The sequence below is a fragment of the Enterococcus sp. DIV0755f genome (assembly GCF_051713725.1).
Lineage (GTDB): Bacteria > Bacillota > Bacilli > Lactobacillales > Enterococcaceae > Enterococcus_D > Enterococcus_D casseliflavus.
In genome coordinates this window covers 1692713-1716625 of sequence record NZ_JBIOQL010000001.1, presented here as the reverse complement: position 1 = coordinate 1716625, position 23913 = coordinate 1692713, and the positions used below count along the sequence as shown (strand labels likewise).

At 43.3% G+C, this 23913-nt stretch carries 24 protein-coding genes; 22 read left to right on the top strand and 2 right to left on the bottom strand.

All coding sequences use genetic code 11. The annotated features are described in order from the left end of the window. Positions 1-56 precede the first annotated feature (56 nt). The 3 genes from IGI73_RS07780 to IGI73_RS07770 all read left to right on the top strand — a co-directional run bounded on the left by IGI73_RS07780 (position 57) and on the right by IGI73_RS07770 (position 2448). Positions 57-734: a carbonic anhydrase family protein gene (locus IGI73_RS07780; RefSeq protein WP_017144366.1), complete on the top strand. Its 678-nt coding sequence runs from the start codon at positions 57-59 to the stop codon at positions 732-734. A gap of 308 nt (positions 735-1042) precedes the next feature. After that, entirely contained in the window at positions 1043-1945 is a 903-nt protein-coding gene (locus tag IGI73_RS07775; RefSeq protein WP_087627525.1) for an AraC family transcriptional regulator, read from the top strand. A 14-nt stretch (positions 1946-1959) separates the two neighbouring features. Next, positions 1960-2448: a pyridoxamine 5'-phosphate oxidase family protein gene (locus IGI73_RS07770; RefSeq protein ID WP_060791939.1), complete on the top strand. Its 489-nt coding sequence runs from the start codon at positions 1960-1962 to the stop codon at positions 2446-2448. Positions 2449-2699: 251 nt separating this feature from the next. On the opposite strand, the gene efbA is transcribed toward IGI73_RS07770, so the two are convergent. Together efbA and IGI73_RS07760 are read right to left on the bottom strand one after the other, a co-directional pair. After that, entirely contained in the window at positions 2700-4400 is a 1701-nt protein-coding gene (gene efbA / locus IGI73_RS07765; protein ID WP_128488570.1) for a fibronectin-binding protein EfbA, read from the bottom strand. 108 nt (positions 4401-4508) lie between these two features. Then, positions 4509-4907: a DUF1622 domain-containing protein gene (locus IGI73_RS07760; protein ID WP_016609320.1), complete on the bottom strand. Its 399-nt coding sequence runs from the start codon at positions 4905-4907 to the stop codon at positions 4509-4511. A gap of 126 nt (positions 4908-5033) precedes the next feature. On the opposite strand from IGI73_RS07760, the gene IGI73_RS07755 reads away from it, so the two are divergent. The 19 genes from IGI73_RS07755 to IGI73_RS07665 all read left to right on the top strand — a co-directional run bounded on the left by IGI73_RS07755 (position 5034) and on the right by IGI73_RS07665 (position 23901). Then, positions 5034-5612 carry a hypothetical protein gene (locus IGI73_RS07755; protein WP_010748364.1) on the top strand — a complete coding sequence of 193 codons (579 nt, stop codon included), beginning with the start codon at positions 5034-5036 and terminating at the stop codon, positions 5610-5612. A gap of 374 nt (positions 5613-5986) precedes the next feature. Next, complete coding sequence (gene trpX / locus IGI73_RS07750) at positions 5987-7039, top strand: tryptophan ABC transporter substrate-binding protein (protein ID WP_010748363.1); 1053 nt, start codon at positions 5987-5989, stop codon at positions 7037-7039. 78 nt (positions 7040-7117) lie between these two features. Further along, positions 7118-8002 carry an ABC transporter permease gene (locus tag IGI73_RS07745; RefSeq protein ID WP_010748362.1) on the top strand — a complete coding sequence of 295 codons (885 nt, stop codon included), beginning with the start codon at positions 7118-7120 and terminating at the stop codon, positions 8000-8002. Continuing rightward, complete coding sequence (locus IGI73_RS07740) at positions 8002-8760, top strand: ABC transporter ATP-binding protein (protein WP_005226102.1); 759 nt, start codon at positions 8002-8004, stop codon at positions 8758-8760. The genes IGI73_RS07745 and IGI73_RS07740 overlap by 1 nt, the downstream gene beginning before the upstream one ends. Before the next feature lie 413 nt (positions 8761-9173). Continuing rightward, complete coding sequence (locus IGI73_RS07735) at positions 9174-10043, top strand: shikimate dehydrogenase (protein ID WP_128431984.1); 870 nt, start codon at positions 9174-9176, stop codon at positions 10041-10043. A gap of 39 nt (positions 10044-10082) precedes the next feature. Continuing rightward, positions 10083-11108, top strand: coding sequence for a 3-deoxy-7-phosphoheptulonate synthase (gene aroF / locus IGI73_RS07730; RefSeq protein WP_005226100.1), 1026 nt, complete (start codon positions 10083-10085; stop codon positions 11106-11108). A gap of 36 nt (positions 11109-11144) precedes the next feature. Next, complete coding sequence (gene aroB / locus IGI73_RS07725) at positions 11145-12200, top strand: 3-dehydroquinate synthase (RefSeq protein ID WP_015509713.1); 1056 nt, start codon at positions 11145-11147, stop codon at positions 12198-12200. Between the two features lie 19 nt (positions 12201-12219). Continuing rightward, positions 12220-13386 (top strand): chorismate synthase, encoded by a 1167-nt coding sequence (gene aroC / locus IGI73_RS07720; RefSeq protein ID WP_005226098.1) that lies wholly within the window; start codon positions 12220-12222, stop codon positions 13384-13386. Positions 13387-13430: 44 nt separating this feature from the next. Next, the gene (locus IGI73_RS07715) at positions 13431-14513 is read left to right on the top strand and encodes a prephenate dehydrogenase (RefSeq protein WP_428206224.1); all 1083 of its coding nucleotides are present in this window, start codon (positions 13431-13433) and stop codon (positions 14511-14513) included. A 9-nt stretch (positions 14514-14522) separates the two neighbouring features. Next, the gene (aroA, locus tag IGI73_RS07710; protein WP_213357113.1) at positions 14523-15812 is read left to right on the top strand and encodes a 3-phosphoshikimate 1-carboxyvinyltransferase; all 1290 of its coding nucleotides are present in this window, start codon (positions 14523-14525) and stop codon (positions 15810-15812) included. Next, the gene (locus IGI73_RS07705) at positions 15809-16315 is read left to right on the top strand and encodes a shikimate kinase (protein ID WP_142973012.1); all 507 of its coding nucleotides are present in this window, start codon (positions 15809-15811) and stop codon (positions 16313-16315) included. Before aroA ends, IGI73_RS07705 begins: the two co-directional genes overlap by 4 nt. Position 16316: 1 nt before the next feature. Then, positions 16317-17198, top strand: a complete 882-nt coding sequence (pheA, locus tag IGI73_RS07700; protein ID WP_128431975.1) for a prephenate dehydratase — start codon at positions 16317-16319, stop codon at positions 17196-17198. Then, complete coding sequence (locus IGI73_RS07695) at positions 17173-17643, top strand: GNAT family N-acetyltransferase (RefSeq protein WP_005226093.1); 471 nt, start codon at positions 17173-17175, stop codon at positions 17641-17643. Before pheA ends, IGI73_RS07695 begins: the two co-directional genes overlap by 26 nt. 117 nt (positions 17644-17760) lie before the next feature. Continuing rightward, positions 17761-19035 carry an LCP family protein gene (locus IGI73_RS07690; protein WP_428206225.1) on the top strand — a complete coding sequence of 425 codons (1275 nt, stop codon included), beginning with the start codon at positions 17761-17763 and terminating at the stop codon, positions 19033-19035. Positions 19036-19128: 93 nt separating this feature from the next. After that, positions 19129-19977: a DegV family protein gene (locus IGI73_RS07685; RefSeq protein WP_428206226.1), complete on the top strand. Its 849-nt coding sequence runs from the start codon at positions 19129-19131 to the stop codon at positions 19975-19977. A gap of 176 nt (positions 19978-20153) precedes the next feature. Beyond that, positions 20154-20696 (top strand): GNAT family N-acetyltransferase, encoded by a 543-nt coding sequence (locus tag IGI73_RS07680; RefSeq protein ID WP_428206227.1) that lies wholly within the window; start codon positions 20154-20156, stop codon positions 20694-20696. Then, positions 20689-20946 carry a TfoX/Sxy family DNA transformation protein gene (locus tag IGI73_RS07675; protein ID WP_074933839.1) on the top strand — a complete coding sequence of 86 codons (258 nt, stop codon included), beginning with the start codon at positions 20689-20691 and terminating at the stop codon, positions 20944-20946. The genes IGI73_RS07680 and IGI73_RS07675 overlap by 8 nt, the downstream gene beginning before the upstream one ends. A gap of 189 nt (positions 20947-21135) precedes the next feature. After that, positions 21136-21615 (top strand): DUF6530 family protein, encoded by a 480-nt coding sequence (locus IGI73_RS07670; protein ID WP_005235941.1) that lies wholly within the window; start codon positions 21136-21138, stop codon positions 21613-21615. Positions 21616-21633: 18 nt separating this feature from the next. Beyond that, positions 21634-23901 (top strand): AAA family ATPase, encoded by a 2268-nt coding sequence (locus IGI73_RS07665; protein ID WP_428206228.1) that lies wholly within the window; start codon positions 21634-21636, stop codon positions 23899-23901. Positions 23902-23913 lie beyond the last annotated feature (12 nt).

The window sequence follows — 23913 nt, the reverse complement described above, 5'->3', positions numbered from 1 at the left end:
AGGGCTATACCTTGCTGTCAACTTGAATTAGGAGGCTGTTTTTTTTGAAAAGAAATATGGACGTTCCCTGGAGTTATTCCGGAGACAATGGACCTGAACATTGGCACACTTTGTGCGACTGGTATGCACAAGGTGCCGAATTTCCTTACCAATCCCCAATCGCTTTAGTCCACGATGAGACCGAAGAACCCATCGATCAGGACTTGGCTTTTCACTATAAACGAGAGCGGTTCACGGAAAAAGAATTCAAAAATACGATTCACTTCGTTCCTTATAACAAAGAAAGCTATGTCACATTTAAAGGGATCAACTACTATTTGACGGATATTCATTTTCACATGCCGTCTGAACACATTATCGATGACGAGCAGCAAGAGTTAGAGTTTCACCTCGTTCATATGAATGATGACGGAGAAAACTTGGTGGTGGGTATCTTATTCAAACTGACGGATAAACTCAACTGGATCTGCAATCAGCAAGACGACAGCATCTGGGACTTTGAGAACCACACCCAATGGTTTGATCCGAGCATGTTCTTGCCAGAACGTACCCACCATTTTCATTATGTTGGTTCCTTGACGACCCCACCAACGAAAGGGCCAATCAACTGGTTTGTCTTTGACTGGATTGGGGAGATGAGCCGTCGCTTCATTTTAGAATTCCGCGAAGAAGTATTAGAAAATAATAATCGCCCATTACAAGACCGCAAAGATCGGCCTATTTATTTCTATTGATTTATAAAAATGGTTCCTTTTACGTATTTTTTTCGGACTTCTCTTCTGATTATCCTATAAAACCCGACGTAGTGGGAACCTTCAAGCAATACAATAGTTTAAAACGAACGGAAAAAAAGACGAGAATCCTCGTCTTTTTTTTTATTTTCATAGGCATCGAGCACAAAGACTATGCTAAACTAATCAATAAGCAGGTTTTAAGTATTCGTTTTATTGTGAATTAAAACACAATTGAATCAATTGAAAAAGAGCAGACACGGTAAAGCTTTTTTAGCGAATTATTTTATAGTAAAAGAAAGGAAATTCATATGCATGCATGGGAGGCAATCCAAAAATCAATCGATTATATTGAAGACAATCTTACCGAGCCGTTAGAGATCGAAACGTTGGCGCAAGTTGCATCATTGTCCGTTTTTTATTATCAGCGCTTATTCACTCGTTTGGTTAAAATTTCTGTTAGGGAATATATAAAACTGCGTCGTTTGGCAAGAGGTGCGCTTTTATTGAAAAACCAAAAGAAGCGAGTCATTGATGTCGCTTTTGAAGTCGGCTTTAGCAGTCATGCCGTTTTTTCAAGAACGTTTAAAACGGTCTATAGAATTTCACCCTCGCTTTATCAGAAAAAGCCCATTGGCTTACAAAACTTTGATAAGCCAGATCTTTCATTAGGATATATTGTGACGGAAGAGGGTATCCCATTGATCAGTGAAGGGGTTGTTTTAGAAATCCAGAAAAAAAGCAATCCGCATCCACTGGTCTTCTATGGGATCGTCGGTTACTACCCATTCAACTATGGGAAAATGCTAGGGCAACGAACAGGGATCGACCCGATTGAAGAAATTTGGCATAAATTTCTTCAAAAGATTGCCAATCAACCGGGAAAAGCCAACTACCAGATCGGTGTTTCGTTTCCAGGAGATGCGCCAGAAGGCTATTCGAGTTACTTTGTTGGCCAAGTAGGTGATGACTCACAGGGATCGACCTTCAGTGAATGGACGCTACCGGCTCGGGATTACGTTGTTTGCAGTTTTGATACGATTTCAGAGCAACTGATCATCAATATGGGGAAGGCGATGCGCTATACCCGTTTCTGGTTAAAGAAGAAGGGGTGGATTGCTGAGGATTTTTTCCCTGAGCTTTATCAAGAAAGAGAAAATCATGTCGTTCATGTTGAATTATGGATTCCTTTTAAAAAAAGAAGTGAGATGTAAGGAGGAACAGTACAATGACTCAGTTTGAAGAAGGAGTAAAACTACTTGAAGAAAAATTCGGACATTTTAAAGACAATGTAATCGCCCTTGCCACGACTGCTTGTAACGAGAATGACAAGGGAGAAACACAGCCAGTCGTCCGAGAAGTAGATGCTTTTTATGAAGACGGCGTTTTTTACGTGTCAACTCATGAGCAATCAAACAAAATGAAGCAAATCAGTAAGAATTCAGCAGTTGCGATTGCTGTCAGTGGTGAATGGTTTACTGCGATCGGTCAAGGAGAGAATTTAGGGTGGGTGCTAGACCCTAAAAATGCAGAATTAAGAAGCAAAATTCGCAAAGCCTTTGTCTGGTACGACGAAGTTAACAATGAGGATGATAAAGGCTGTTGTTTTCTAGCGATCCGTTTGACCAAAGGAACGTTGAATATCAATCACTGGGAAAAGCTGTATCATTTTGATTTTGAGAAGAAAGTCACTATGGAGGATGGCGGGATTTATTAGCCAGCAGAGCCTATTAGCCGCAGGTGATGTTCAATTGCCATTCTAGCGGATCTAGCAGATATGTTGATGGCTGAATCCTGAGAAGGCTTGCCTTTTGTGATACAAGCTAAGCAAAATTGTTGCTGAAAGAGCAGTAGATAGAACGAAAAAGCATAAAAACCGATCACAAGCGCTGCGAAGAGGCACGCGCTTGTGATCGGTTTTTTGATTGATTACTTTATGATTTTTGATCCGAATAAACTTAGAAACAGCTAGGACTGTTTTAATCTCAAAATTCCCTCATCAGGTGTCACAAAAAGTGTTTTTTGATTCTCATAAATGACGAATCCAGGCTTGGCACCATTCGGTTTCCGAATATGTTTGACTTGCACGTAGTCCACTGGTACTTGGGCAGATTGACGATATTTTGAGAAATATGCGGCAAGCTCTGCAGCTTCCATTAAGGTTGTCTCACTAGGATCATCCGAACGAATGATGACATGAGAGCCAGGAATATTTTTGGTATGCAGCCAGATATCACTCTTACGAGCTGTTTTTAAGGTCAGTTGGTCATTTTGTAAATTGTTTTTTCCGACGAAAATTTCAGTTCCGTCTGAAGAAAGAAATCGTTCTGGTTGCGAAGGAGCAGCTTTTTTACGCTGTTTCGCCCGATTTTTGACATAGCCTTGTGCGATCAGTTCTTCCCGAATAACCGCCAGATCCATGGGAGAGGCGATTTCTAATTGGGCTAACACGGATTCGAGATACGCGATTTCTTCTTTCGTTTCGGCAATCTGCTGATGGATCAGTTTGACTGCATTTTTTAATTTCTGGTAACGTTGAAAATATTTCTGAGCATTTTGATTGGGAGAAAGAGCAGGATCGAGTTTGATCGTCAAAAGCCGATTCTCATCATAATAATTTTCCAAATCAACTGAAGCAGCACCACGAGGGACTTGATTCATAAAGGTCGTCAAAAGCTCACCTTTTTGACGGAATTCTTCGGCGTTTTCTGAATCGATCAACGTTTGTTGGCGTTTCTTTAACTTCAACTGGTTCCGTTTCAGTTCATTCTCAATTTTTTTCAGTAATTCGCCACCTTGTTGTTTGACCCGATCTCTTTCCGCCTTGTCGTGATAAAACGCATCTAAAAGCTCACTCAGACTCTGATAATGGGTGACAGTGGTGGTCGCATCGATCAATGATGGATAGGGAATTGGTGTAAAATATTCCTTTTTCTCTGACTGGAGATAACTTGGTACTAGCTCCTGGGTAAGCTCTGTAAAGAAAGCTTCCCACTGACGCAGTTTTTCATTGGGATTGGCATTGATTCGAGCGATCAATTCTTCTGCTGTATCGCGGCCTAAGCCTTGGAATCGTTGTTGAAGTTCTTTTGCCGTCAATGGATCAAGAGTAGATAATTCTTCAAAAATTTTGGTGCGAGAGGCTGTGAAAGGATTAAGCGTCGATTGCTTTGGTGGTGCAACATAGACAGCACCTGGCAATAAGGTACGATACGTATTTTGTGAATGACCAATGTGTTTGATCGTATCGACGATTTTTCCGCTCGTCTTATTCATTAATAAAATCGTACTGTGACGGCCCATTAGTTCGACGATCAAGACGAGGGCTTGCAAATCACCTAATTCATCTCGTCGCGTGAAATGAAAATGGATCACACGGTCATTGTCGATTTGTTCGATTGATTCTAAGATCGCCCCTTCTAAATATTTCCGTAGCATCATCAAGAAATTCGGTGGGGTTTCTGGATTGCTATAGGCGATCGTTGTGCATTGTACACGAGCATAGGTGGGGTGTGCGGATAGCAAAAGTTTGTGATTTTTCCCTTGGGAACGAATCACAAATACGACCTCATTTTCATAAGGTTGATGAATTTTGTTTACACGTCCACTGGTTAATTGATTTTGTAATTCTTGGACCATTAAATGGGTAAAGACACCATCAAAAGACATATTGTTTCCCTCTTTTCTTTTAAGGATAGTTTGACTGAGGGATTGATCCTTCCATTGTCAAATATTCCTATCTATTATACCGAAGAATCCAAAGAAAAGCCATGGCAGCTAGCTTTCCTTTTTCTTGGTAGGTTGGTGATCGGTGGTTTGCAGTGCACGCTCGATTTCCTTATTCAAGAAATAAGAGATGACTGTCCGAATAATAACGACGGCAGCTAGACGTACGATGTCTTCGAAAGTAGGGTGGATGATCGTCTCAATAATATCTGCTGCAATCAAGATCTCCAGACCTAATAAGACATAGCTCCCTAAATAATTGCGGATAAAATTATTCTCTCTGGCTGCCACCAATCGATCCTTTTCTGTTAATTCGTAGCGCACAAAATCAATGCCTGCGATCAATACACCCCAAACGATGACAAAAATGGAGAGAAAGTTCAAACAGACAACGATGAAATCGAAGATTGGATTGGCTCCAGTCATCAATGAATCAGCTAGATTATGCATAATGACTCCTTTACCGTTTTCTTTTATCTTACCGAATTATCGAAGAAATGTGAAGTTTCTTGACGTTCTAGGAGGGAATTGATAGTATGAATTAATAGTAGGATTTTTAAAAAAGGTGGGCAAATTATGGAACAAGTTAGGAACTTTGTTCATTACACGAAAGAAAAAATAGTTGAAAGCTGGCAAGCTTTTTTAGATGATCTTTATCGAGATCAGAAAAAAACGATTTTCACGCTGATCGGGGGAATTCTTTTCGCACTGGTCTTCGCAGGTTTGATCGTCTTTTCTCAAAATCGTATCAATGCTTCTTTAGTGGATCGGATCGCTTTTGACAAGCTGCCGTCAGAAAAAGTACAGCCATTGCCTTATCTGACTGCAGATAAGACGATTCGTGAAACACGAGCGATCTCGGTGATGTTTAGTAAGCCCAACGGACCTCAACTCGATCAAGTATTTGATCTGATCCAAGCGCAAGAAGATGAGCTGAATCGGACATTTTTTTATTATCCAATCGTCTATGATGCGGCTTTTTTCTCCAATGAATACAGCGTTGATCCTGATAAAGTGACGTTTGTTTTTTATGAAGAAGGGGTTGAGAAAAATCGCTTTACCTTTGATTCATTTGAGCAGCCAACGACGGAATTCATCCCAGAATTGAATCGTTTACCGATGTGGACGATTCGTTCTTCTGCCAATGATCGATAAAAAAATCTGACAATTTGACAGAAAATTGTTGACGTTTTTTTATCAATAAGCTAAACTGAATTCAATCAAGAAAGAAAACAAGTTGAGAAGGAGGAACAATCATGAAACTATTTATTCCATTGCAAGTGAAATCATGGCAAAACTGGCGTAGATAGTTGTATTGATGGGACCTCATTCCATAGATACAACTTTTTAGAGAACCTTCTAAAGTGCTGTATCTATGCTGGTAGTTGAATTTATCGCCGCATAGGACAAGCTTCTATGCGGCTTTTGCTTACTTGCAATTGCCGTCACATAGGCAGTTGCTTTTTTTGTTCTCAAAAATCATAAAATGAAAAACACGAAAAACGTAAGCAGAAAAAGGAGAATGAAAAATGAAAAACAAGGGATTAATTGCATCGGTTGCCGTTATTTTATTATTTTTAGGAGCGACATTTGTCTATCAGTTAGGAATGAGAAGTGGGACCAATCAAGCTAGTGAGACTTCGGAACCAGTAGAAAAAGCTGAAAAAACAGTCGGGATCCTACAATTTGTCAGTCATGAAGCACTGGATGCGATCACCGAGGGGATCAAAGAAGGCCTTAAAGAATCAGGCTATACCGAAGGGGACAACTTGACGATCGAATTCCAGAACGGTCAAGCGGATCAAAGCAAATTGGCAACGATGAGTCAGCAGCTGCTAAATAAAGATGCCGACGTTTTGGTTGGGGTAGCAACACCCGCAGCACAAGCGTTGGCGAATGTCACTCAGGATGTACCGATCGTTTTAGGAGCGGTCACTGATCCAGTTGGGGCAAATCTGGTGGCAGATATGGATCAACCCGGCGGCAATATCACTGGTGTTTCCGATAAAGCACCAGTTGCTGCACAAATCAAACTAGCAAAAGATTTGCTGCCAGAGGCAAAAACAGTCGGTATTTTGTATTCTTCGACCGAAGACAATTCGAAATACCAAGTGGCAGAAGCAGAAGCTGCTGCCGAAGAAAATGGCTTGACCAGCAAATCGTATGCCGTTCCTTCAAGTAATGAAATTGCGCAAATGGTGCAAGTGATGGCACGGGAAGTCGATTTTATCTATATTCCGTTAGACAATACGATCGCAAATGCTATGCAGACCGTAGTTCAAGAAGCCAATAAATCAAAAACACCAATCATTACTTCCGTAGATACGATGGTGGAACAAGGCGGTTTGGCAACGGTCGGACAAGATCAATTTACGATAGGCGTGGAAACTGGGAAGATGGTGGCAGCAATTCTTGATGGGACAGCAGAACCTGCGACAACACCGATCTATACATTCAGCGATGGCGAAACGATCATCAATGAAACTCAGGCGCAGTTATTGGGCATCACTATCCCAGAAAACCTCAAAGACGAGGCGAAACTGATTACAACGACGCCAGAAAGCGAAGCAAGTGACGAGTAACAACCAAGAACAGCGACCACCTGCGATCATCGAGAGGGTCTTGAAAGAGAAAACTTGTAAGAATATGGAGGAAGAATGATGATTGTTTCAGCAATAGGGCAAGGACTACTTTGGGGAATCCTGGGATTAGGGATTTTTATGACCTATCGAATTTTAAATTTCCCGGATATGACGACGGAAGGGTCCTTTCCGTTAGGCGGTGCTGTCTGTGTGACAGCGATCACCCATGGGGTGTCGCCCGTCTTAGCGACTTGTTTAGGAGTATTGGCTGGGATGTGTGCGGGCTGTGTGACAGGACTTCTTTATACAAAAGGCAAAATTCCCGTGATTTTAGCTGGAATCTTGGTGATGTCTTCATTGAACTCGGTCATGCTGTTTGTGATGCGCTCACCCAACCTCTCTTTATTAAACCAACCGAAAATTCAAGATTTTTTTACTAGAATGAATTTACCGAATTATTATGATACGGTGATCATTGGATTGATCATGGTCTTGTTGATCGGGGGCGTCTTGGTTTACTTTTTCCATACAAATTTGGGTCAAGCTTACATCGCTACAGGTGATAATGAGCATATGGCAAAATCGATGGGGATCAATACCGATCGAATGAAAATCATTGGATTGATCGTCTCCAATGGCGTGATCGCACTCTCAGGCGCATTGATTGCGCAAAATGACGGCTATGCCGACATAAGCAAAGGTATCGGTGTGATCGTTATCGGACTGGCGTCAATCATCATTGGTGAAGTGTTATACGGGGAACTGACCTTGCTGGAACGTTTGATCGCTATTGTGATCGGCAGCATTATTTACCAATTATTGATCCTATTTGTGATCAAAGCTGGATTTGATACGACCTACTTGAAGATCTTCTCTGCAATCGTCTTGACGATCTGCTTGTTGATCCCTCAATTTAAACAAGCCTTGCATCTACGCACTGGTTTTGAAACGGAGGACGAATAATGTTAGCCTTAAAAAAAGCCTTTAAAGTTGTCGGCAACGGACCAAATGAGAAAAAAGTACTCTTGAATAAAATCGATCTTTCTTTAAAGCCAGGAGAATTTGTCACGGTCGTTGGAGGAAACGGCGCCGGCAAAAGCACGTTATTCAACTGCATCTCAGGCACCATGCCCTTGACGAGTGGGCAAGTGATGATCGATGATCAAAATGTGACTACACTTTCGGAAGAAAAACGCGCACGCTTTTTGGCGCGGGTTTTCCAAGATCCGAAAATGGGCACTGCTCCCCGTATGACAGTGGCAGAAAATCTGCTGTTAGCCCAAAAAAGAGGGCAAAAACGGTCACTTGGTCTTCGACAACTCCAAGGACAAAGGGAAATGTTCTTTGCACTTTGTAAAGAAATCGGCAACGGGTTGGAAAATCATTTGGATACGCCAACGGGCAGTTTATCTGGTGGTCAACGACAGGCACTAAGTTTATTGATGGCAACGATCCAAACTCCAAAACTGTTGTTGCTAGATGAACATACGGCTGCGTTAGATCCAAAGACCTCCAAACAGCTGATGCAAATCACTGCAAAACGCGTGGAAGAACAAAACCTGACCTGTCTAATGATCACCCATCGGATGGAAGATGCATTAAAATACGGAGACCGCTTGATCCTGCTCAGAAAAGGGGAGATCGTCAAAGATCTTTCAGCAGAGGAAAAAGCGCAATTAAGCTTACCTGAACTATTATTGTTCTTTGAGGATGACTTATAAACCCTTGATAGAACAGTGTTTTCAAAAAAAACAATCAAATAAATGAAAAAAATAAGAAAAAATCATTGACATCTTTCAAAGTTAAACCTATACTTAGGTCAATCTTACATCAGTTTGGAGCGAACGACTATGCAAAAATTATTGCTAACGAACCCCACACAACTGAATAAATATTACTTTAGCTATTTTAGATAGGTTTGTATTCATGAAGGCATGGGTACAAACGCTAAGTTTGTATCTATGATGGCTAGAGCATTTCGTAATGAATTCGCAGCCACGTAGATCGTAAAATCTATAGTGGCTATTTTTTATATTCACATATCGGCTCTGTCGTTATGTAATGTTTGAAGGTGTTCACTGTAGATTCTTAAATTTACGGTGGACATCTTTTTTTGTTGAAAGGAATGAACCAGATGAAACAAATGATAACCGGACACACACGGTTGGCGGCACTATTTGCCAAACCAGCCAAACACAGCATCTCTCCAGCGATGCACAATCTTTCTTTTGAAGAACAAGGGATCGACGCCGTGTATCTGGCCTTTGATGTTGAGCCGGATGATTTAGCCGCTAGTATCCAAAGCATCCGTCAGTTGGACCTCTTAGGTGTCAATTTATCGATGCCTCATAAAATGGCGGCAGTAGCGCTGATGGATGAATGTTCACCAGCAGCCGAGTTGATCGGCGCAATCAATACGATCGTCAATCAAGAAGGTCGCTTGATTGGGCACAATACAGACGGCATCGGCTTTATGCGAGCTCTTGAGGACATTCAAGTATCCATCATTGGCGACACCATGACGGTGATTGGAGCTGGTGGAGCGGCGACAGCGATCATTAGCCAAGCCGCACTAGATGGCGTCAAAACGATCCATGTCTTTAACCGCAAGGATGAGTTTTATCCAATCATCCAAGAAAAATTAACACAGATTGCACAAAAAACAGCTTGTGAAATTACCTTAACCGACTTAGAAGATCAGATGGCTTTAAAAACAGCCATCGATCAAAGCAGCTTATTGGTAAATGCCACGGGCGTGGGAATGAAACCAAATGATACCGTAAGTCCTCTGCAAGATAAAACACTCCTGCGGGAATCATTAGCTGTCTATGATGTCATCTATAATCCAAGAGAAACGCAGCTTTTGAAAGATGCGAAAGCAGTCGGCGCCAAAACTGCAAACGGCTTAAGCATGCTACTCTATCAAGGTGCAGCCGCATTTGAACTTTGGACTGGCAAAGCGATGCCTGTTGAAAAAGTCAAAGCACTCATCGAATCCATGTAAAAAATAAAAAACAGAAAAAAACGAAAGTAGGAAGAAAAAATGATCGTAATTATGAAACCAGGCGCTACGCCAGAACAAGTTGAAGTTGTTGTAACAAGAATCAAAAAAGAAGGTTTAGATGTTCAAGTCAACCAAGGAAAAGAACAGGTCGTTATCGGCTTAAAAGGGGATACCCGCCGCATCCAAGATGTTGCTTTTCGCAGCTACGAGGGTGTCGAAGATGCCATTCGGATCTCAAACACCTACAAATTGACCTCTCGTGAGTTCCATCCGCAAGATACGGTTGTGGATGTAGATGGCGTGAAAATCGGTGACGGCAACTTTGTTACGATGGCTGGTCCATGTTCGATTGAAGGCTTAGACCAAATTCGTGAATGTGCCCGAATCGCTAAAGCTGGTGGTGCACAAATCTTACGTGGTGGTGCCTTCAAACCACGCACGTCGCCATACGCATTCCAAGGGCTGGAAGAAGAAGGGCTAAAATACATTCGTCAAGCAGCGGATGAAACGGGCATGAAAGTCATCACAGAAGTCATGGACGAAGGACATATCGATATGGTTGCGGAATACAGTGATATTTTGCAGATTGGTGCTCGGAACATGCAAAACTTCAAATTGCTAGCTGCCGTTGGGAAAACTGGGAAACCAATTGGCCTTAAACGAGGCATCTCTGGCACGATCGACGAATGGTTGAATGCAGCGGAATACATCGCCGTTCAAGATAAAAGTGAAGTGATTTTCATTGAACGTGGGATCCGAACTTACGAAACAGCAACCCGTAATACCTTTGATCTAAGTGCGGTACCAATCATCAAAAAACTGAGCCACTTCCCAATCATCGTTGATCCTAGTCATGGAACAGGTATCTGGGATCTCGTACCGCCTATGGCTAGAGCGGGTGTTGCTGCAGGCGCCGATGGGATGATCGTTGAGATCCATCCAGATCCAGCCAATGCTTGGTCTGATGGTCCTCAATCACTTAATGAAAAAACGTACATGAACATGATGAAAGAAGTCCATATCATGGAAAAAGCGATGAAAGAAATCAAAGCGTTGCAAGACTAAGCGTCAAGACAACCAATAAAAGAGGTGCTAAAATCAATGTTACACATTCATTTAGAAGAACATTCCTATGATATCCTCATCAAACGAGGGGCGTTTCAAAAAGTCGGAACCTGGGTGCAACAGTTGTGGGACAAACAGCGTATTGCCGTCATTACAGACAGCAACGTCGCACCCCTGTATGGCGGACAAATCGTCGATTCCTTAACCGCTGCAGGGTTTGAGGCAACACTGTTAGTCGTACCAGCTGGCGAAAAAAGCAAATCACTAGAGCAAGCAGCTAATTTATATGATGGTCTTGCCCAACTCGGAATGACCAGAAGCGATGGGATCATTGCCCTTGGTGGCGGTGTGATTGGTGATCTTGGAGGATTTGTTGCTTCTACTTATATGCGCGGCATTGATTTCTTGCAGATTCCAACGACGTTATTGGCACAGGTCGATTCAAGTATCGGCGGAAAAACAGCTGTAAATACTGGCAGTGCCAAGAATCTCGTCGGGACATTTGCACAACCAGCCGGTGTGATGATCGATCCAGATTTACTTACAAGTTTGCCCCTCAAACGCGTCCAAGAAGGCATTGCTGAAATCATCAAGTCAGCCGCTATTGCAGATCCTGAGCTTTGGCAAACGTTAGCAGGTTTGAAAGATGAAGTCGATCTTTTGGCACATGCTGAGAAAGTAATCACTGCTTCTTTAAAGGTAAAACAAAAAGTAGTAGAAGAAGATCCTTTTGATCATGGCAGTCGTCTGACACTGAACTTCGGTCATACGATCGGGCATGGCTTAGAAAGAACAGCCGCGTTTGACACCAGTCATGGCGAAGGGGTTGCAATGGGGATGATCATGATCACCCGTCATGCAGAAGCCATCGGATTAACACCAAAAGGTACGACCCAGCAGCTTACAGAAATGGTTGAGAAGTTTCATTTGCCGATCACACCAAGTGAAATAGATAAAGAGCAATTATACCAAGCAATTACTCATGATAAAAAAGCCCGCGGGCAACAATTGAAGATTATTCTATTAGAAGCGATCGGACAGGCGAAAATCGTGACGATCCCGACTGAAAAAATCAAAGACTACTTATTATAAGAAAGGAAGGTAACGGATCATGCGTTATATTACAGCAGGCGAATCACATGGACCAGAGTTGACCGCCATTATCGAAGGTTTACCGGCAGGATTGCCATTAACAGCAGAAGACATTAATTTTGAATTAGCGAGACGACAAACCGGCTATGGCCGTGGGGGACGGATGCTGATTGAAAAAGACCAAGTCCGTATCACTTCGGGTATCCGTCATGGAAAAACACTAGGCTCTCCTGTGACTTTAGTGGTTGAGAACAAAGATTGGAAAAACTGGACCAAGGTCATGGCGATCGAAGAGGTACCAGAAAAAGACCGCAAACTACGACGAGTGGCACGACCAAGACCTGGTCATGCTGACTTAGTCGGCGGCATGAAATACCATCATCAAGATTTACGAAACGTTTTGGAACGCTCATCTGCTCGTGAAACGACCATGCGGGTAGCCATCGGAGCAATTGCGAAGAAAATTTTAAAGGAGCTTGGCATCGATGTGGCGGGTCATGTAACAATGTTAGGCGGCATCAAAGCGGAAATTCCTGAAGGGTTGACCGTCAAAGAAATCGCAGAACGCTCTGAAGCTTCAGAAGTAAGGGTGTTAGATCCGTCAGTCGAAGAAGAAATCAAGCAGCTGATCGATCAAACGAAGAAAAATGGCGATACGATCGGCGGTGTAGTGGAAGTACTTGTTGGCGGCGTTCCTGCTGGTTTAGGCAGTTACGTGCAATGGGACAAAAAACTTGATGCGAAAATCGCCCAAGCCGTGGTCAGCATCAATGCCTTTAAAGGTGCTGAGTTCGGCGTTGGCTTTGAGGCTGGTGTTTTGCCAGGTTCCAAAGTCATGGATGAGATTTTATGGGACGAACAACGAGGCTATACCCGTCGCAGCAACAACCTTGGCGGGTTTGAAGGCGGCATGACGAACGGTGAACCAATCGTGGTTCGTGGTGTTATGAAGCCGATCCCGACCTTGTACAAGCCGTTGCAAAGTGTGGATATCGACAGCAAAGAACCGTATAAAGCAAGCGTCGAACGCTCAGATAGCACCGCTGTACCAGCAGCCAGTGTTGTTTGTGAGAGTGTGGTGGCGACAGTGGTGGCCAATGAACTATTAGAAAAGTTCCCAAGTGATTCATTCGCAGAATTGACTGCATCTGTTCAAGCGTATCGAGAATACTTGTTAACCTACTGATTAAAGAACCAGCAAAAATTCCAGTAGAAATGAGGATTCTTTTCATGAACCAAAATATCTTTGTCGCCGGTCTAGGATTGATCGGCGCTTCCTTAGCAAAATGTATCAAAAAGGCACATCCGCAAGTGCATTTGATGGGCTGGGATTGTCAGGAAACCAATGAGATCGCATTAGCAACAAGTTTAGTAGACGAAGTGCCCCCTTCATTTTCAGAAGGTGCTGTCCGTGCCGACGTGATTTTGTTGGCATTGCCGGTAGAGATCACCAAAAAATATCTTTCCGAACTGGGGACACTTTCATTAAAGCCTTCGGTGCTGGTAACAGACACCGGCAGTACCAAAGCGGAAATCACCCAATTCGCCGAGTCCTTTTCCTTTGATTTTATTGGGGGCCATCCGATGGCTGGCTCTCATAAATCAGGGATCACAGCAGCCGATGAGAACCTTTTCGAGAATGCTTACTATATCTTCACACCGACGAAAAGTCAGCGGATGGAAGAGCTGCAAGAGCTTTTTCGCGGCACCAGAGCCAAATATGTGGCGCTTGCGCCAAAAGAGCATGATCAAATCACAGGGATGTTGAGCCATTTGCCCCATATTATTGCTTCTGGATTAGTCAATCAGGCAGACGCTTTCAACCAAGCCCACCCCAGAGCGCAACAACTTGCAGCAGGCGGTTTTCGCGATATCACTCGCATCGCTTCTTCAGATCCTCGCATGTGGACCGATATCTTATTGAGTAATCGACAGGAACTACTGCAGCTGATCGATGAGTGGCAAAAACAAATGACGACCATGACTCACTGGTTGCAGGAAAAAGACGAACGGGCGATCTTTCGGTTCTTTGAATCCGCGAAGGAAACACGGGATCAATTGCCGGTTCATCAAAATGGCGCGATCCCGGCATTCTATGATCTATTCATCGATGTACCGGATCATCCTGGTGTTGTCGCTGAAGTGACGGGGCTATTGAGCGAACATCAGCTCTCTTTGATCAACTTAAAAATTCTTGAAACTCGAGAAGACATCATTGGTGTTTTACAGATTTCATTCAAAACGCAAAATGATTTGCTGCAAGCAGAGCAGCTGATCCAAAACAAGACGACCTATTCGTGTCGAAAAAAATAGGAGGCTGGGATGAAACTAAAAAAAGCAACACATTTAAAAGGGACGATAGCGGTCCCTGCTGACAAATCGATCTCGCATCGCAGTATCATGTTCGGGGCGTTAGCTGAAGGAACAACGACTGTCCGAAATTTCTTACGTGGAGAAGACTGCTATAGCACCCTTCATGCATTTCAATCATTAGGGGTTCCGATCCATGATGACGGTCAGACGATCACGATTGAAGGACAGGGCTTCAATAGCCTTAAGCCTGCCCACGAACCAATCGATATCGGTAATTCTGGTACAACGATTCGTCTAATGATGGGGATTTTGGCTGGACAGCCATTTACAACTACCTTATTCGGTGATGACTCATTGAATAGACGACCAATGAATCGCGTGATGCTGCCATTAAGAGAAATGGGTGCCAATGTGAGAGGGCATGAACAGACGGAGTTCCCACCGATCACCATCAATGGCACGGCTTCATTACATCCCATCAATTATCAGATGCCCGTAGCAAGTGCTCAAGTAAAATCAGCGCTGATTTTTGCGGCACTACAAGCACAAGGTACATCTACGATCATTGAAAAAGAAACAAGCCGCAACCACACCGAAGAAATGATCCGTCAATTCGGTGGTGTCATCACAACACAAGGCAAAACGATCACTGTGACGGGACCTCAAACACTCCAAGGACAAGAAGTAGTTGTTCCCGGTGATATTTCCTCCGCTGCCTTTTTCTTAACAGCCGGCGCGATTATGCCAGAAAGTGAGATCGTTTTAAGAAATGTCGGGATCAACCCCACTCGTACAGGAATTCTTGACGTACTAGAGGAGATGGGTGCTTCGATTGCTTTTTCTAATCAAGACGATCAGAATCAATCAGCTGACCTTACCGTTCAAAGTTCTACCTTGCAGGCAGTAACCATCGCTGGCGATATTATCCCACGCTTGATCGATGAATTGCCGATCATTGCGTTGTTAGCCACGCAGGCGCATGGCAAAACGGTGATCAAAGATGCGGAAGAACTAAAAGTAAAAGAAACCAACCGAATCGATGCAACTGCCGAAGAGTTGACAAAACTAGGAGCGGACATCACTCCCACCGAGGACGGGTTGATCATCAACGGTCCAACCCCTTTGCATGGCGGACGTGTGTCAAGTCGGGGGGACCATCGCATCGGCATGATGCTGCAAATTGCCGCCTTATTGACAGATGAAGAGGTAGAATTAGAAAAAGCCGAAGCCGTAGCAGTTTCTTATCCTGATTTTTTTGAGGATGTCGCACGTTTGGCTAAAGGAGGAAACAGCGAGTGAAAAAAGTGATATTAATTGGCTTTATGGGTGCTGGAAAAACCACGATTGGTCGTCTTTTGGCTGAAGAAACGAACCAGTCTCATGTGGATTTTGATGACTTGATCGTTGCTGAGATCGGCATGACCATTCAAGAATTTTTCGATCAACACGGTGAGGAAGCCTTTCGCAAAATCGAAACGGATATTTTAGCTAAAACTTTGGCAAAGGAACAAATTATTTCCACTGGCGGGGGCATCGTATTAAAAGAAGAAAATCGTCAGCTTTTAAAAGAGATGCCGCTCGTCGTGTATTTAAAAACAGATCCCGAGGAACTGATCCATCGCTTAAAGGCGGATACTGGCAGCATTCGCCCCTTAGTCGTCTCAAAATCACCAGAAGAAATATTGGCTGTTTACCGTCCTCGGATCCCTCTTTATGAAGAAACTGCTTCATTGATCGTTGAAACGACGAACAAAACACCAGAAGAAATCGTACAGGAAATTTTGATCAAAGCAGGTGCATAAAATGAAGATTGGTTATTTAGGACCGAAAAGTTCCTTTACGCATTTAGCTGCGCAAGAAGCGTATCCAGAAAATGCCTGTATCCCTTATGGATCGATTCCACTTTGTATTCAAGCGCTAGCTAATGGCGTGATCGATCGTGCGGTCGTTCCGAACGAGAACTCATTAGAAGGGTCCGTTCATGCCACTATTGATACACTGTTTCGTCAAAATCAATTGAGCATCGAACAGGAAATTATTTTACCGATCAATCATCAATTGTTAGTTTCTCAGCAAACAGCAAAAGACTACCGTCCCATCACTAAGATAATTTCTCATCCGCAAGCCTTGGCTCAATGTGCCGACTTCATCGAAGCCCGATTTGCTGGAGCTACTGTTGAGGCGGTTGCTTCCACAACGACTGCAGCAGCGTACGTAGCAAAACATCCAGAAGAAGCAGTTGCGGCGATTGCTTCCAAAGAAGCCGCTTTGGCTTATCAGTTAACGATCAAAGAAACCAATATTCAAGATGTTGCCTTTAATCAAACCCGTTTTTGGGTTTTGACGAAGAAAGCAGCAAACACCCAATTACCAGAGCAGACCGTCGAGAAAGCAACGATTTTTGTGACGCTGCCAGCAAATCGCCCGGGAATCTTGCACAAAATCTTAGCAACCTTTGGCTGGCGAGAAATTGATTTAAGCAAAATTGAATCGCGGCCGTCAAAAACCACCTTAGGGGAATACTTTTTCGTGATCGATCTGGTGATGGACAAACCGTGGCAACTGATTGTAAATGCCTTTGAAGAGATTCAGTTGTTGGGTGGACACGTCCATCTTCTCGGCGTGTACTCGGTAAATGTTGTGGAGGAAGTGACAAAAAATGACTCAAGTCAAAATAAAAATTAGCCAAGATGAAACACTTTTAGCAACGTTTCATAAAGAGATCCAAACGCAGCACCATCAATGGTACCCAACGATTTTTAAGCCCTTTGATCAGTCAAGATTTGAACAAGCAATCACACAGCAGCTGCAAGAGCCAAGCCACCACTTTTTTATCGCTTGGCTGGCGGAACAGCCTTGTGGCTTTGTGCATCTTCAAGAGGTCCGTTTGCCACAAAATGCGATGATGCATGAACGAAAGTGGCTGGAAATTGCAGCTATCGCTGTTGACCCTCGGTACCAAGGGATGCATATTGGAAAACAATTGTTGGCATTTGCTGAAAACGTTGCGCTGGAAAAAGGCTTCGATGATCTCTCACTAAACTTTTGGTCGGCAAATCAAGTGAAATCATTTTATGAGCAAGCAGGATTTGTGAGCACACGACAAGGAGCATCAAAGCATCTAAGGTAGAAAAATGAAGAAATTTCCTAGAAAAAGGTTAAAATTTCAGAAAATAGCTTTCTTTCTATAAGGTCTAGGGTATCCTTATAGACAGAGAGCTATTTTTTAGTTGGAGGATCAGAAGCAATGAGCAGGATGGAAAAAAATAAAAAACTGCATGAACGGCTAGAAAAGGAATCCAGTCAGGCAGCCAAAGAAAGTATCTTTGCCCGCAGAGAAGCCAAAAGAAGAAACCAGCGCGTCAGACCGAGGGATTCTACTTCGTCTGCTGATGAGCCAGTAAGAGACATTTTGTCTCAAAACACCGAGCATCCTAGGGCAAGCGACCCTCGTGCGGCTCAAAGTTCCCGAAAACAGTCACAAGTAGGAATAAAAAAATCTGAGGGACGAAAAAGCGCAATCCCCCCGCTATCTGCTCAGGGACCTGCGATGCATCAAGGTCAGGAACAAAGCAAACAAAAACCGCAAAAGCTTAAGAAGAGCAAGCAACCCAAACAAAAGAAAAAGCGGAAGCACCCAGTTCTGCGTATTGTGGTTCGGGTACTATTGGTGCTTTTTGCCTATTCATTGATTGCGTTTCTTGTCGGTCAGCAAGTCGCAAGAAGTGACGCTGCTTTTGCTACGACTGATGAAGAGACCTTTAATGGTACGGCCGCTGCTAATGGTGCTCGTAATATATTGCTCATTGGTAGTGATAGTCGCGAAGGAGAAGCTGGACGCGCAGACACTATTATGGTTTTGCAATTAGATGGTCCCAGTAAGCAACCGAAGCTGCTTTCCTTTATGCGGGATACTTTAGTTACGATTCCCGGTTATGGCGAAAACAAGATCAATGCGGCGTATGCCTTTGGTGGTGCTGATTTAGTCAGACAAACATTAGCGGAGAATTTCGGGCTAGAAACCAACTATTATGCAAAAGTTGACTTTCGTTCCTTTGAAAAAGTGATCGACACACTGTTTCCCTCAGGTGTCGTTATCAACGCGGAAAAAGATATGAGTAAAAATCTTGAAGTTGCCATCAAACAAGGGCAACAACAAATGAATGGGCTTGAGCTGTTGCAATACGCACGCTTTCGGATGGACGAAGAAGGTGACTTCGGTCGTGTAAGACGACAGCAGCAAGTAATAGATGCGATCTTTAGCGAAATGAAAAATCCTTTAGCTATTTTAAAATTGCCTTATGCAGCAGGAAAAGTCTTAGGCTATGCTTCCACCAACCTGCCAATGTCTTTCCTATTAAAAAATACCTTCTCGATTGCTCGAGGGGCGGGAGGAGTCGACAGCTTGACTGTCCCAGTCGCTGACTCTTGGCAATACGGTTCAAGTGCGAGTGCTGGAAGTGTGTTAGTCGTCAATCTTGAAACCAATCAACAAGCGATCAGGAATTTTCTTAATGAGTAAGCAGAATGAAAAGTTCTGAAAACCATTTGAAAGTAAGTAAATTTATGCTATATTGTTAATGACGTTTGAAATTTGTTGAAACGAGGAAAAAGAATGAAATTAGCCGTTGTTACTGACAGTACAGCTTATCTGCCGGAACGGATCAAAAACCATGATGATTTGTTTATCATACCGATTCCTGTTATTTTAGATGGAAAAGTCTACAATGAGGGTATCGACATTGAAGCTGATGAGTATTACGCTTTGCTGAAAAACAGCAAAGAATTCCCAACCACTTCTCAACCGGTATTAGGAGAAGTGTTAGCCTTATATGAGTCATTGAAAGATCGCGGTTACGACACGATCATTAGTATCCACTTATCAAGCGGGATCTCTGGATTTATCGGAACGCTGTATGGAATCACCGATGAAATCGAAGGTGTTCAAATCATTCCTTACGATTCGAAAATCACAAGTATGCCGATGGGTCACATGGTAGAAACCGCTCTTGATCTATCAAGTCAAGGCAAAACCGTCGAAGAGATCATTTCCCATCTGGACACTATCAGAGACAATACCTATGCCTATTTGATCGTGGACGACTTGAATAACTTGGTTCGCGGCGGTCGCTTAACCAATGGGGCAGCCTTGATTGGCGGATTATTAAAAATCAAACCGATCTTGACCTTTGATCAAGGAAAAATTGTGCTTTACGAGCGCATTCGTTCCAGTAAAAAAGCATTCAATCGCGCAGAAGATATCATTGGTCAACGGGAGCAAGAAATCGCATTGCCTGTTAAATTTTATGTAATCCACGCCAACAATTTAGAAGTAGCGAAAGAAGAAAAAACGAAGCTACAAGCGAAATACCCAAATGCAGAAATTGAGATTGGTCACTTCGGACCAGTTATCGGCACGCATTTAGGAGAAAAAGCCATTGGGATCGCTATTTCAGCGCAATAATTTTTATTTTTTCTATGTTTATCACGCCATTATCTTTTCAAGACGATGTATGTAAGAACCAGTTAGATGTTTGTCTAGCTGGTTCTTTTTTCTGCTTTTTTGAGATTCGCTTGTAAAAAATCACACAAACTCGTACAATAGGATCAAAATGAAGGACTGACAAAGGAGGAATTGCTATGAAGTGTTCCTTAAGAAGGTGGCAAATGAGCGATGCGCAAGATTTAGCCCATGCGTTAAATAATCAAACCATCCACGATTATTTAACGCATGGGTTGCCATTCCCCTATACGGTCGCAGATGCACAAGCCTATATTCGATCTGTGGTGGAAGCAGAATTTGCCTTTGCGATCACTGTGGATGACCGAGCAGTCGGCAGTATCCGTGCTGTTCGCAAAGAAAATATCCATTATAGAACGGCTGAGATTGGCTACTCTATTGCACAAGAGTATTGGGGAAAAGGCTTGATGACCCAAGCTGTTCAGCAACTATGTGACTATGTATTTACTACATCAACTATCGTTCGTATTTCTGCTGAATCTTTTGCGAAGAATCATTCCTCTTGTCGTGTGTTGGAAAAGGCAGGTTTTACGTTAGAAGGCGTTTTGCGAAAGCATGCGGAGAAAAACCAACAGCTGTTCGACATGAAGCTCTATGCGTTGATTCGTCAAGAGAAAGAGGGGCAAGATGACCACAATCAAAAAGGAGAAACCTATGAATGAACTGCAAAAATTACCAAATGTAGGTCAGGTTTTAGCGGATCACCTGGTTCGTATCGGCATCAATACTCCTGAACAACTACGCACAAAAACGGCCGAAGAGGTTTTTCTAGCTATCCGCCACCAATGTGATGCGGGCGCTTGCTTGCATATGCTCTACGGCATTGAAGGGGCGATCCAAGGCATTCCTAAAGCGCAGCTTACATATCAGAGAAAACAAGCGTTACGCCTTTTTTTCAATCAATTGAGTTAGTGAAGTAATGCGTCATAAAAAAGCACTTTTTAAGAGCGTTTGTTTTTAGATGCTTCTTATCAAGTGCTTTTTCTATAAACATCTGTCCCTAGCTACTAGAAAAGACCTTTTGCTTGTTCCAAACCAGCTTCCTCATTATACTTACTCTATCTAGTAAATTACTAATTTACTAAACAAGGAGTGAGAATAATGAAAATACCAGAAAACTTGAAACATAAGCCCGTCATTAAAGTGGAAGACTATGATACTGTTGACGGAAAAAATGCGTTACATACAGATGCAAAAGGCCTTTCCCTCGGATTAGCACAATGGAATGATCGCGGAAAAGTCGATATCTCAGGCAAGGTTTGGCGCCATACAGGTGAAAAATGGTCTCGTCAGTCAGAAGAACTACCCCTCACTAGAATCTTAGATCTAGCAATCTTAGTGGCGCAATCTAGTTTGTATTTTCAAGAGGCCTATCGCCATGAAAAGTTTTACGATCCTGAAAATCCGTTGATCGAGATCATTGGCCTGCAAGGAAATCGTATGACCGTTGAAGTAGACACCGAAAATCCTAAAATCGATGAAGACATTCTGCTTTTTTATGATTCCTTACAAAAAGATGGCGAGCTATACGGCGAACGCTTCAAAATCCTAAAGCGGCTTTTAGATGAGCTAGGTTATTAAGAAAAGGAGCAGATTGCCATGACACAACATCAACCGTCTTTTGTCGTAACGAAAGGACGCGCTTTTAGCAAATTAGAACAAACCATGATTTGGAAAAAACCACAAAGTCATCAGACCAGTGCTGAAGAACTACGAATTGCTTCAGAGATCGCGTTGAATTGGGCGGATCCAGAGATGAAGATCTTCAATGTGTTGCTGGAAGGCGATGCTGGGTCGGGTAAGACCCAGTTGGCAAAGGCACTTTCTGCCGACTTGCAACTGCCCTACACCAAAATCACCTGCTTTGCGGATATGGATAAGTCAGATGTATTTGGTGCTTTATTACCAGTGATCAACACCGACCAAGAAGAGGACAAGGACTTGCTGGATGCGATTTATCAAAGTGATTGTTTTGAAGATGTCTTGGCTTTGATCCAGCGGCATTTTTCCTTGACTCGTGAGCGGGCACGGGCGAAATTTGCGGAACTGATCGAACGGATTGAAACCAGTGATCAGCAACCGACGATTCAATACAAATTTTATCCCTCCGAAATCGTACGGGCGCTGGAAAAAGGCTATTTGCTTGAGATTCAAGAACCAACGGTCATTCGTGATGCTTCGGTACTAGTGGCACTAAACTCGGCCCTTGAACAAAACGGGATGCTGAATATCCCGACTGGCCTTGTTCGACGACACCCTGACTGTGTGGTGATCATCACAACGAATCGGAATTACCAAGGTAACCGCCCCTTGAACGAATCCTTGCGAGATCGGATGCAGCATGCTGAAAAAATGGATTTACCTGAGCTAGCAGTCATGGTGCAGCGAGGCATTGCCAAAACCAATTATCCGGACAAAACGACTGCACAGAAAATGGCTGAAATCATCCGCTTACTAGACGTGACCGCCAAAGCCAACGCCATCAAAGGGGTGGCGGGCATGCGTTCTTATTTTTATTGGTTAAATGCAGTCAAACAAGGACAAGATCCCTTTACAGCAATTGATAGCAAAGTGCTCTACAAAATCACTACCGATCCAAATGAGCTTTCTCTGTTACAACAGGCGTTAGAAGCTTCAGGGTTATTGGCGCAATTGCGGCTTTTGTTTTCTGGACAACCGCTAAATGCCTTTAAAGAACAAATCAAAGGACGCAGAGTCAGCATCGAAGAGGCTGACCAACGCAATGTAGTGGAAGAAGGCACGCCCATCCTAAAAAATGAGCAAGTCCTTGAGACCGCCAATCAAGAAACTGAGGCGGAAACGATGGAAACCAGTGATTCTGACAAACAAGAAGCGAAAAGCGCAGCAACTGAGGCGACGTTTTCAGAAGAACTAGAACGCAATAGTCATGATGGCCAAGCAAAAGCTGGGAGTGAGACACAAGAGGCAGCTCCTGCTTCTCATTCTTTGTCGATCGAAGCGTATGAAGCCCAGGAGAAAGAAAAGAAAACCACGGCATCAAAGGCAGCACGACAAGCATTGAAAGAATCGATCCATGCCAAAGAAGGGCTGATCGTTCATCGACCACCCGTCGATTTAGAAAAAGCGACTGAAGCCCAACAGCGTTTGCAGCCGTTGCTGCCGATCGTAGAGTCATTGATCAAGCAAACCCAAGAAGTATTGGAAAACGAACAAGCTTCGGCATACAGTAAAGGTAAGTACAGTGGTACACGCTTTGATGCCAGCAAGGTTGCGTATCAGGATTTCCGGACCTTTGACAAGAAGAATCCACCTCACGAACAGCCTTCCTTAGCTCTTGCTTTGCGCATCGATGAATCAGGTTCGATGATTCGAGAAGATCGGATATTGTATGCCCAACAGGCGGTCTTAGCGGTGAATGCTTTTGCCGAACGTTTATCTTTGCCATTGATGATCTATGGCGACACAGCGGACGTGACCGCTCGTGAAAAAACCTCGCTTTTTGCATACAAAGAATTTAATGAAGGCTTTGAATTTGTGCCAGAGAAACTCATGACAATGAAGCCTCGGCAAAATAACCGTGATGGAGCTGTCTTGCGTGTGCTAGCTGAAAAGCTCGCTCATCAGCCGGCAACCACTAAATTACTCTTGAATATCAGTGATGGCCAGCCAAAAGCTCTTCCTGATTATACAGGGGGAAAAGCCAAAGAAGATATTCAGCAGGTGATCGCTGACTATGAACGACAAGGAGTGCTGTTTCTTGCAGCTGCTATTGGGCAAGACAAAGAGGTGATCAAAGCGATTTATGGGGAAGAACGCTTTATTGATCTTTCCAATCTAACAGAATTTCCGCAGCGTTTGTTGCAGCTACTGACAAGGTATTTGTAAACGTCGATAGGT

What these genes read in the sequence shown, in the direction of transcription:
- IGI73_RS07780 (WP_017144366.1), top strand. Translation starts at nt 57, where the DNA reads ATGGACGTTCCCTGGAGTTATTCCGGAGACAATGGACCTGAACATTGG.
- IGI73_RS07775 (WP_087627525.1), top strand. Translation starts at nt 1,043, where the DNA reads ATGCATGCATGGGAGGCAATCCAAAAATCAATCGATTATATTGAAGAC.
- IGI73_RS07770 (WP_060791939.1), top strand. Translation starts at nt 1,960, where the DNA reads ATGACTCAGTTTGAAGAAGGAGTAAAACTACTTGAAGAAAAATTCGGA.
- efbA (WP_128488570.1), bottom strand. Translation starts at nt 4,400, where the DNA reads ATGTCTTTTGATGGTGTCTTTACCCATTTAATGGTCCAAGAATTACAA.
- IGI73_RS07760 (WP_016609320.1), bottom strand. Translation starts at nt 4,907, where the DNA reads ATGCATAATCTAGCTGATTCATTGATGACTGGAGCCAATCCAATCTTC.
- IGI73_RS07755 (WP_010748364.1), top strand. Translation starts at nt 5,034, where the DNA reads ATGGAACAAGTTAGGAACTTTGTTCATTACACGAAAGAAAAAATAGTT.
- trpX (WP_010748363.1), top strand. Translation starts at nt 5,987, where the DNA reads ATGAAAAACAAGGGATTAATTGCATCGGTTGCCGTTATTTTATTATTT.
- IGI73_RS07745 (WP_010748362.1), top strand. Translation starts at nt 7,118, where the DNA reads ATGATTGTTTCAGCAATAGGGCAAGGACTACTTTGGGGAATCCTGGGA.
- IGI73_RS07740 (WP_005226102.1), top strand. Translation starts at nt 8,002, where the DNA reads ATGTTAGCCTTAAAAAAAGCCTTTAAAGTTGTCGGCAACGGACCAAAT.
- IGI73_RS07735 (WP_128431984.1), top strand. Translation starts at nt 9,174, where the DNA reads ATGAAACAAATGATAACCGGACACACACGGTTGGCGGCACTATTTGCC.
- aroF (WP_005226100.1), top strand. Translation starts at nt 10,083, where the DNA reads ATGATCGTAATTATGAAACCAGGCGCTACGCCAGAACAAGTTGAAGTT.
- aroB (WP_015509713.1), top strand. Translation starts at nt 11,145, where the DNA reads ATGTTACACATTCATTTAGAAGAACATTCCTATGATATCCTCATCAAA.
- aroC (WP_005226098.1), top strand. Translation starts at nt 12,220, where the DNA reads ATGCGTTATATTACAGCAGGCGAATCACATGGACCAGAGTTGACCGCC.
- IGI73_RS07715 (WP_428206224.1), top strand. Translation starts at nt 13,431, where the DNA reads ATGAACCAAAATATCTTTGTCGCCGGTCTAGGATTGATCGGCGCTTCC.
- aroA (WP_213357113.1), top strand. Translation starts at nt 14,523, where the DNA reads ATGAAACTAAAAAAAGCAACACATTTAAAAGGGACGATAGCGGTCCCT.
- pheA (WP_128431975.1), top strand. Translation starts at nt 16,317, where the DNA reads ATGAAGATTGGTTATTTAGGACCGAAAAGTTCCTTTACGCATTTAGCT.
- IGI73_RS07695 (WP_005226093.1), top strand. Translation starts at nt 17,173, where the DNA reads ATGACTCAAGTCAAAATAAAAATTAGCCAAGATGAAACACTTTTAGCA.
- IGI73_RS07690 (WP_428206225.1), top strand. Translation starts at nt 17,761, where the DNA reads ATGAGCAGGATGGAAAAAAATAAAAAACTGCATGAACGGCTAGAAAAG.
- IGI73_RS07685 (WP_428206226.1), top strand. Translation starts at nt 19,129, where the DNA reads ATGAAATTAGCCGTTGTTACTGACAGTACAGCTTATCTGCCGGAACGG.
- IGI73_RS07680 (WP_428206227.1), top strand. Translation starts at nt 20,154, where the DNA reads ATGAAGTGTTCCTTAAGAAGGTGGCAAATGAGCGATGCGCAAGATTTA.
- IGI73_RS07675 (WP_074933839.1), top strand. Translation starts at nt 20,689, where the DNA reads ATGAATGAACTGCAAAAATTACCAAATGTAGGTCAGGTTTTAGCGGAT.
- IGI73_RS07670 (WP_005235941.1), top strand. Translation starts at nt 21,136, where the DNA reads ATGAAAATACCAGAAAACTTGAAACATAAGCCCGTCATTAAAGTGGAA.
- IGI73_RS07665 (WP_428206228.1), top strand. Translation starts at nt 21,634, where the DNA reads ATGACACAACATCAACCGTCTTTTGTCGTAACGAAAGGACGCGCTTTT.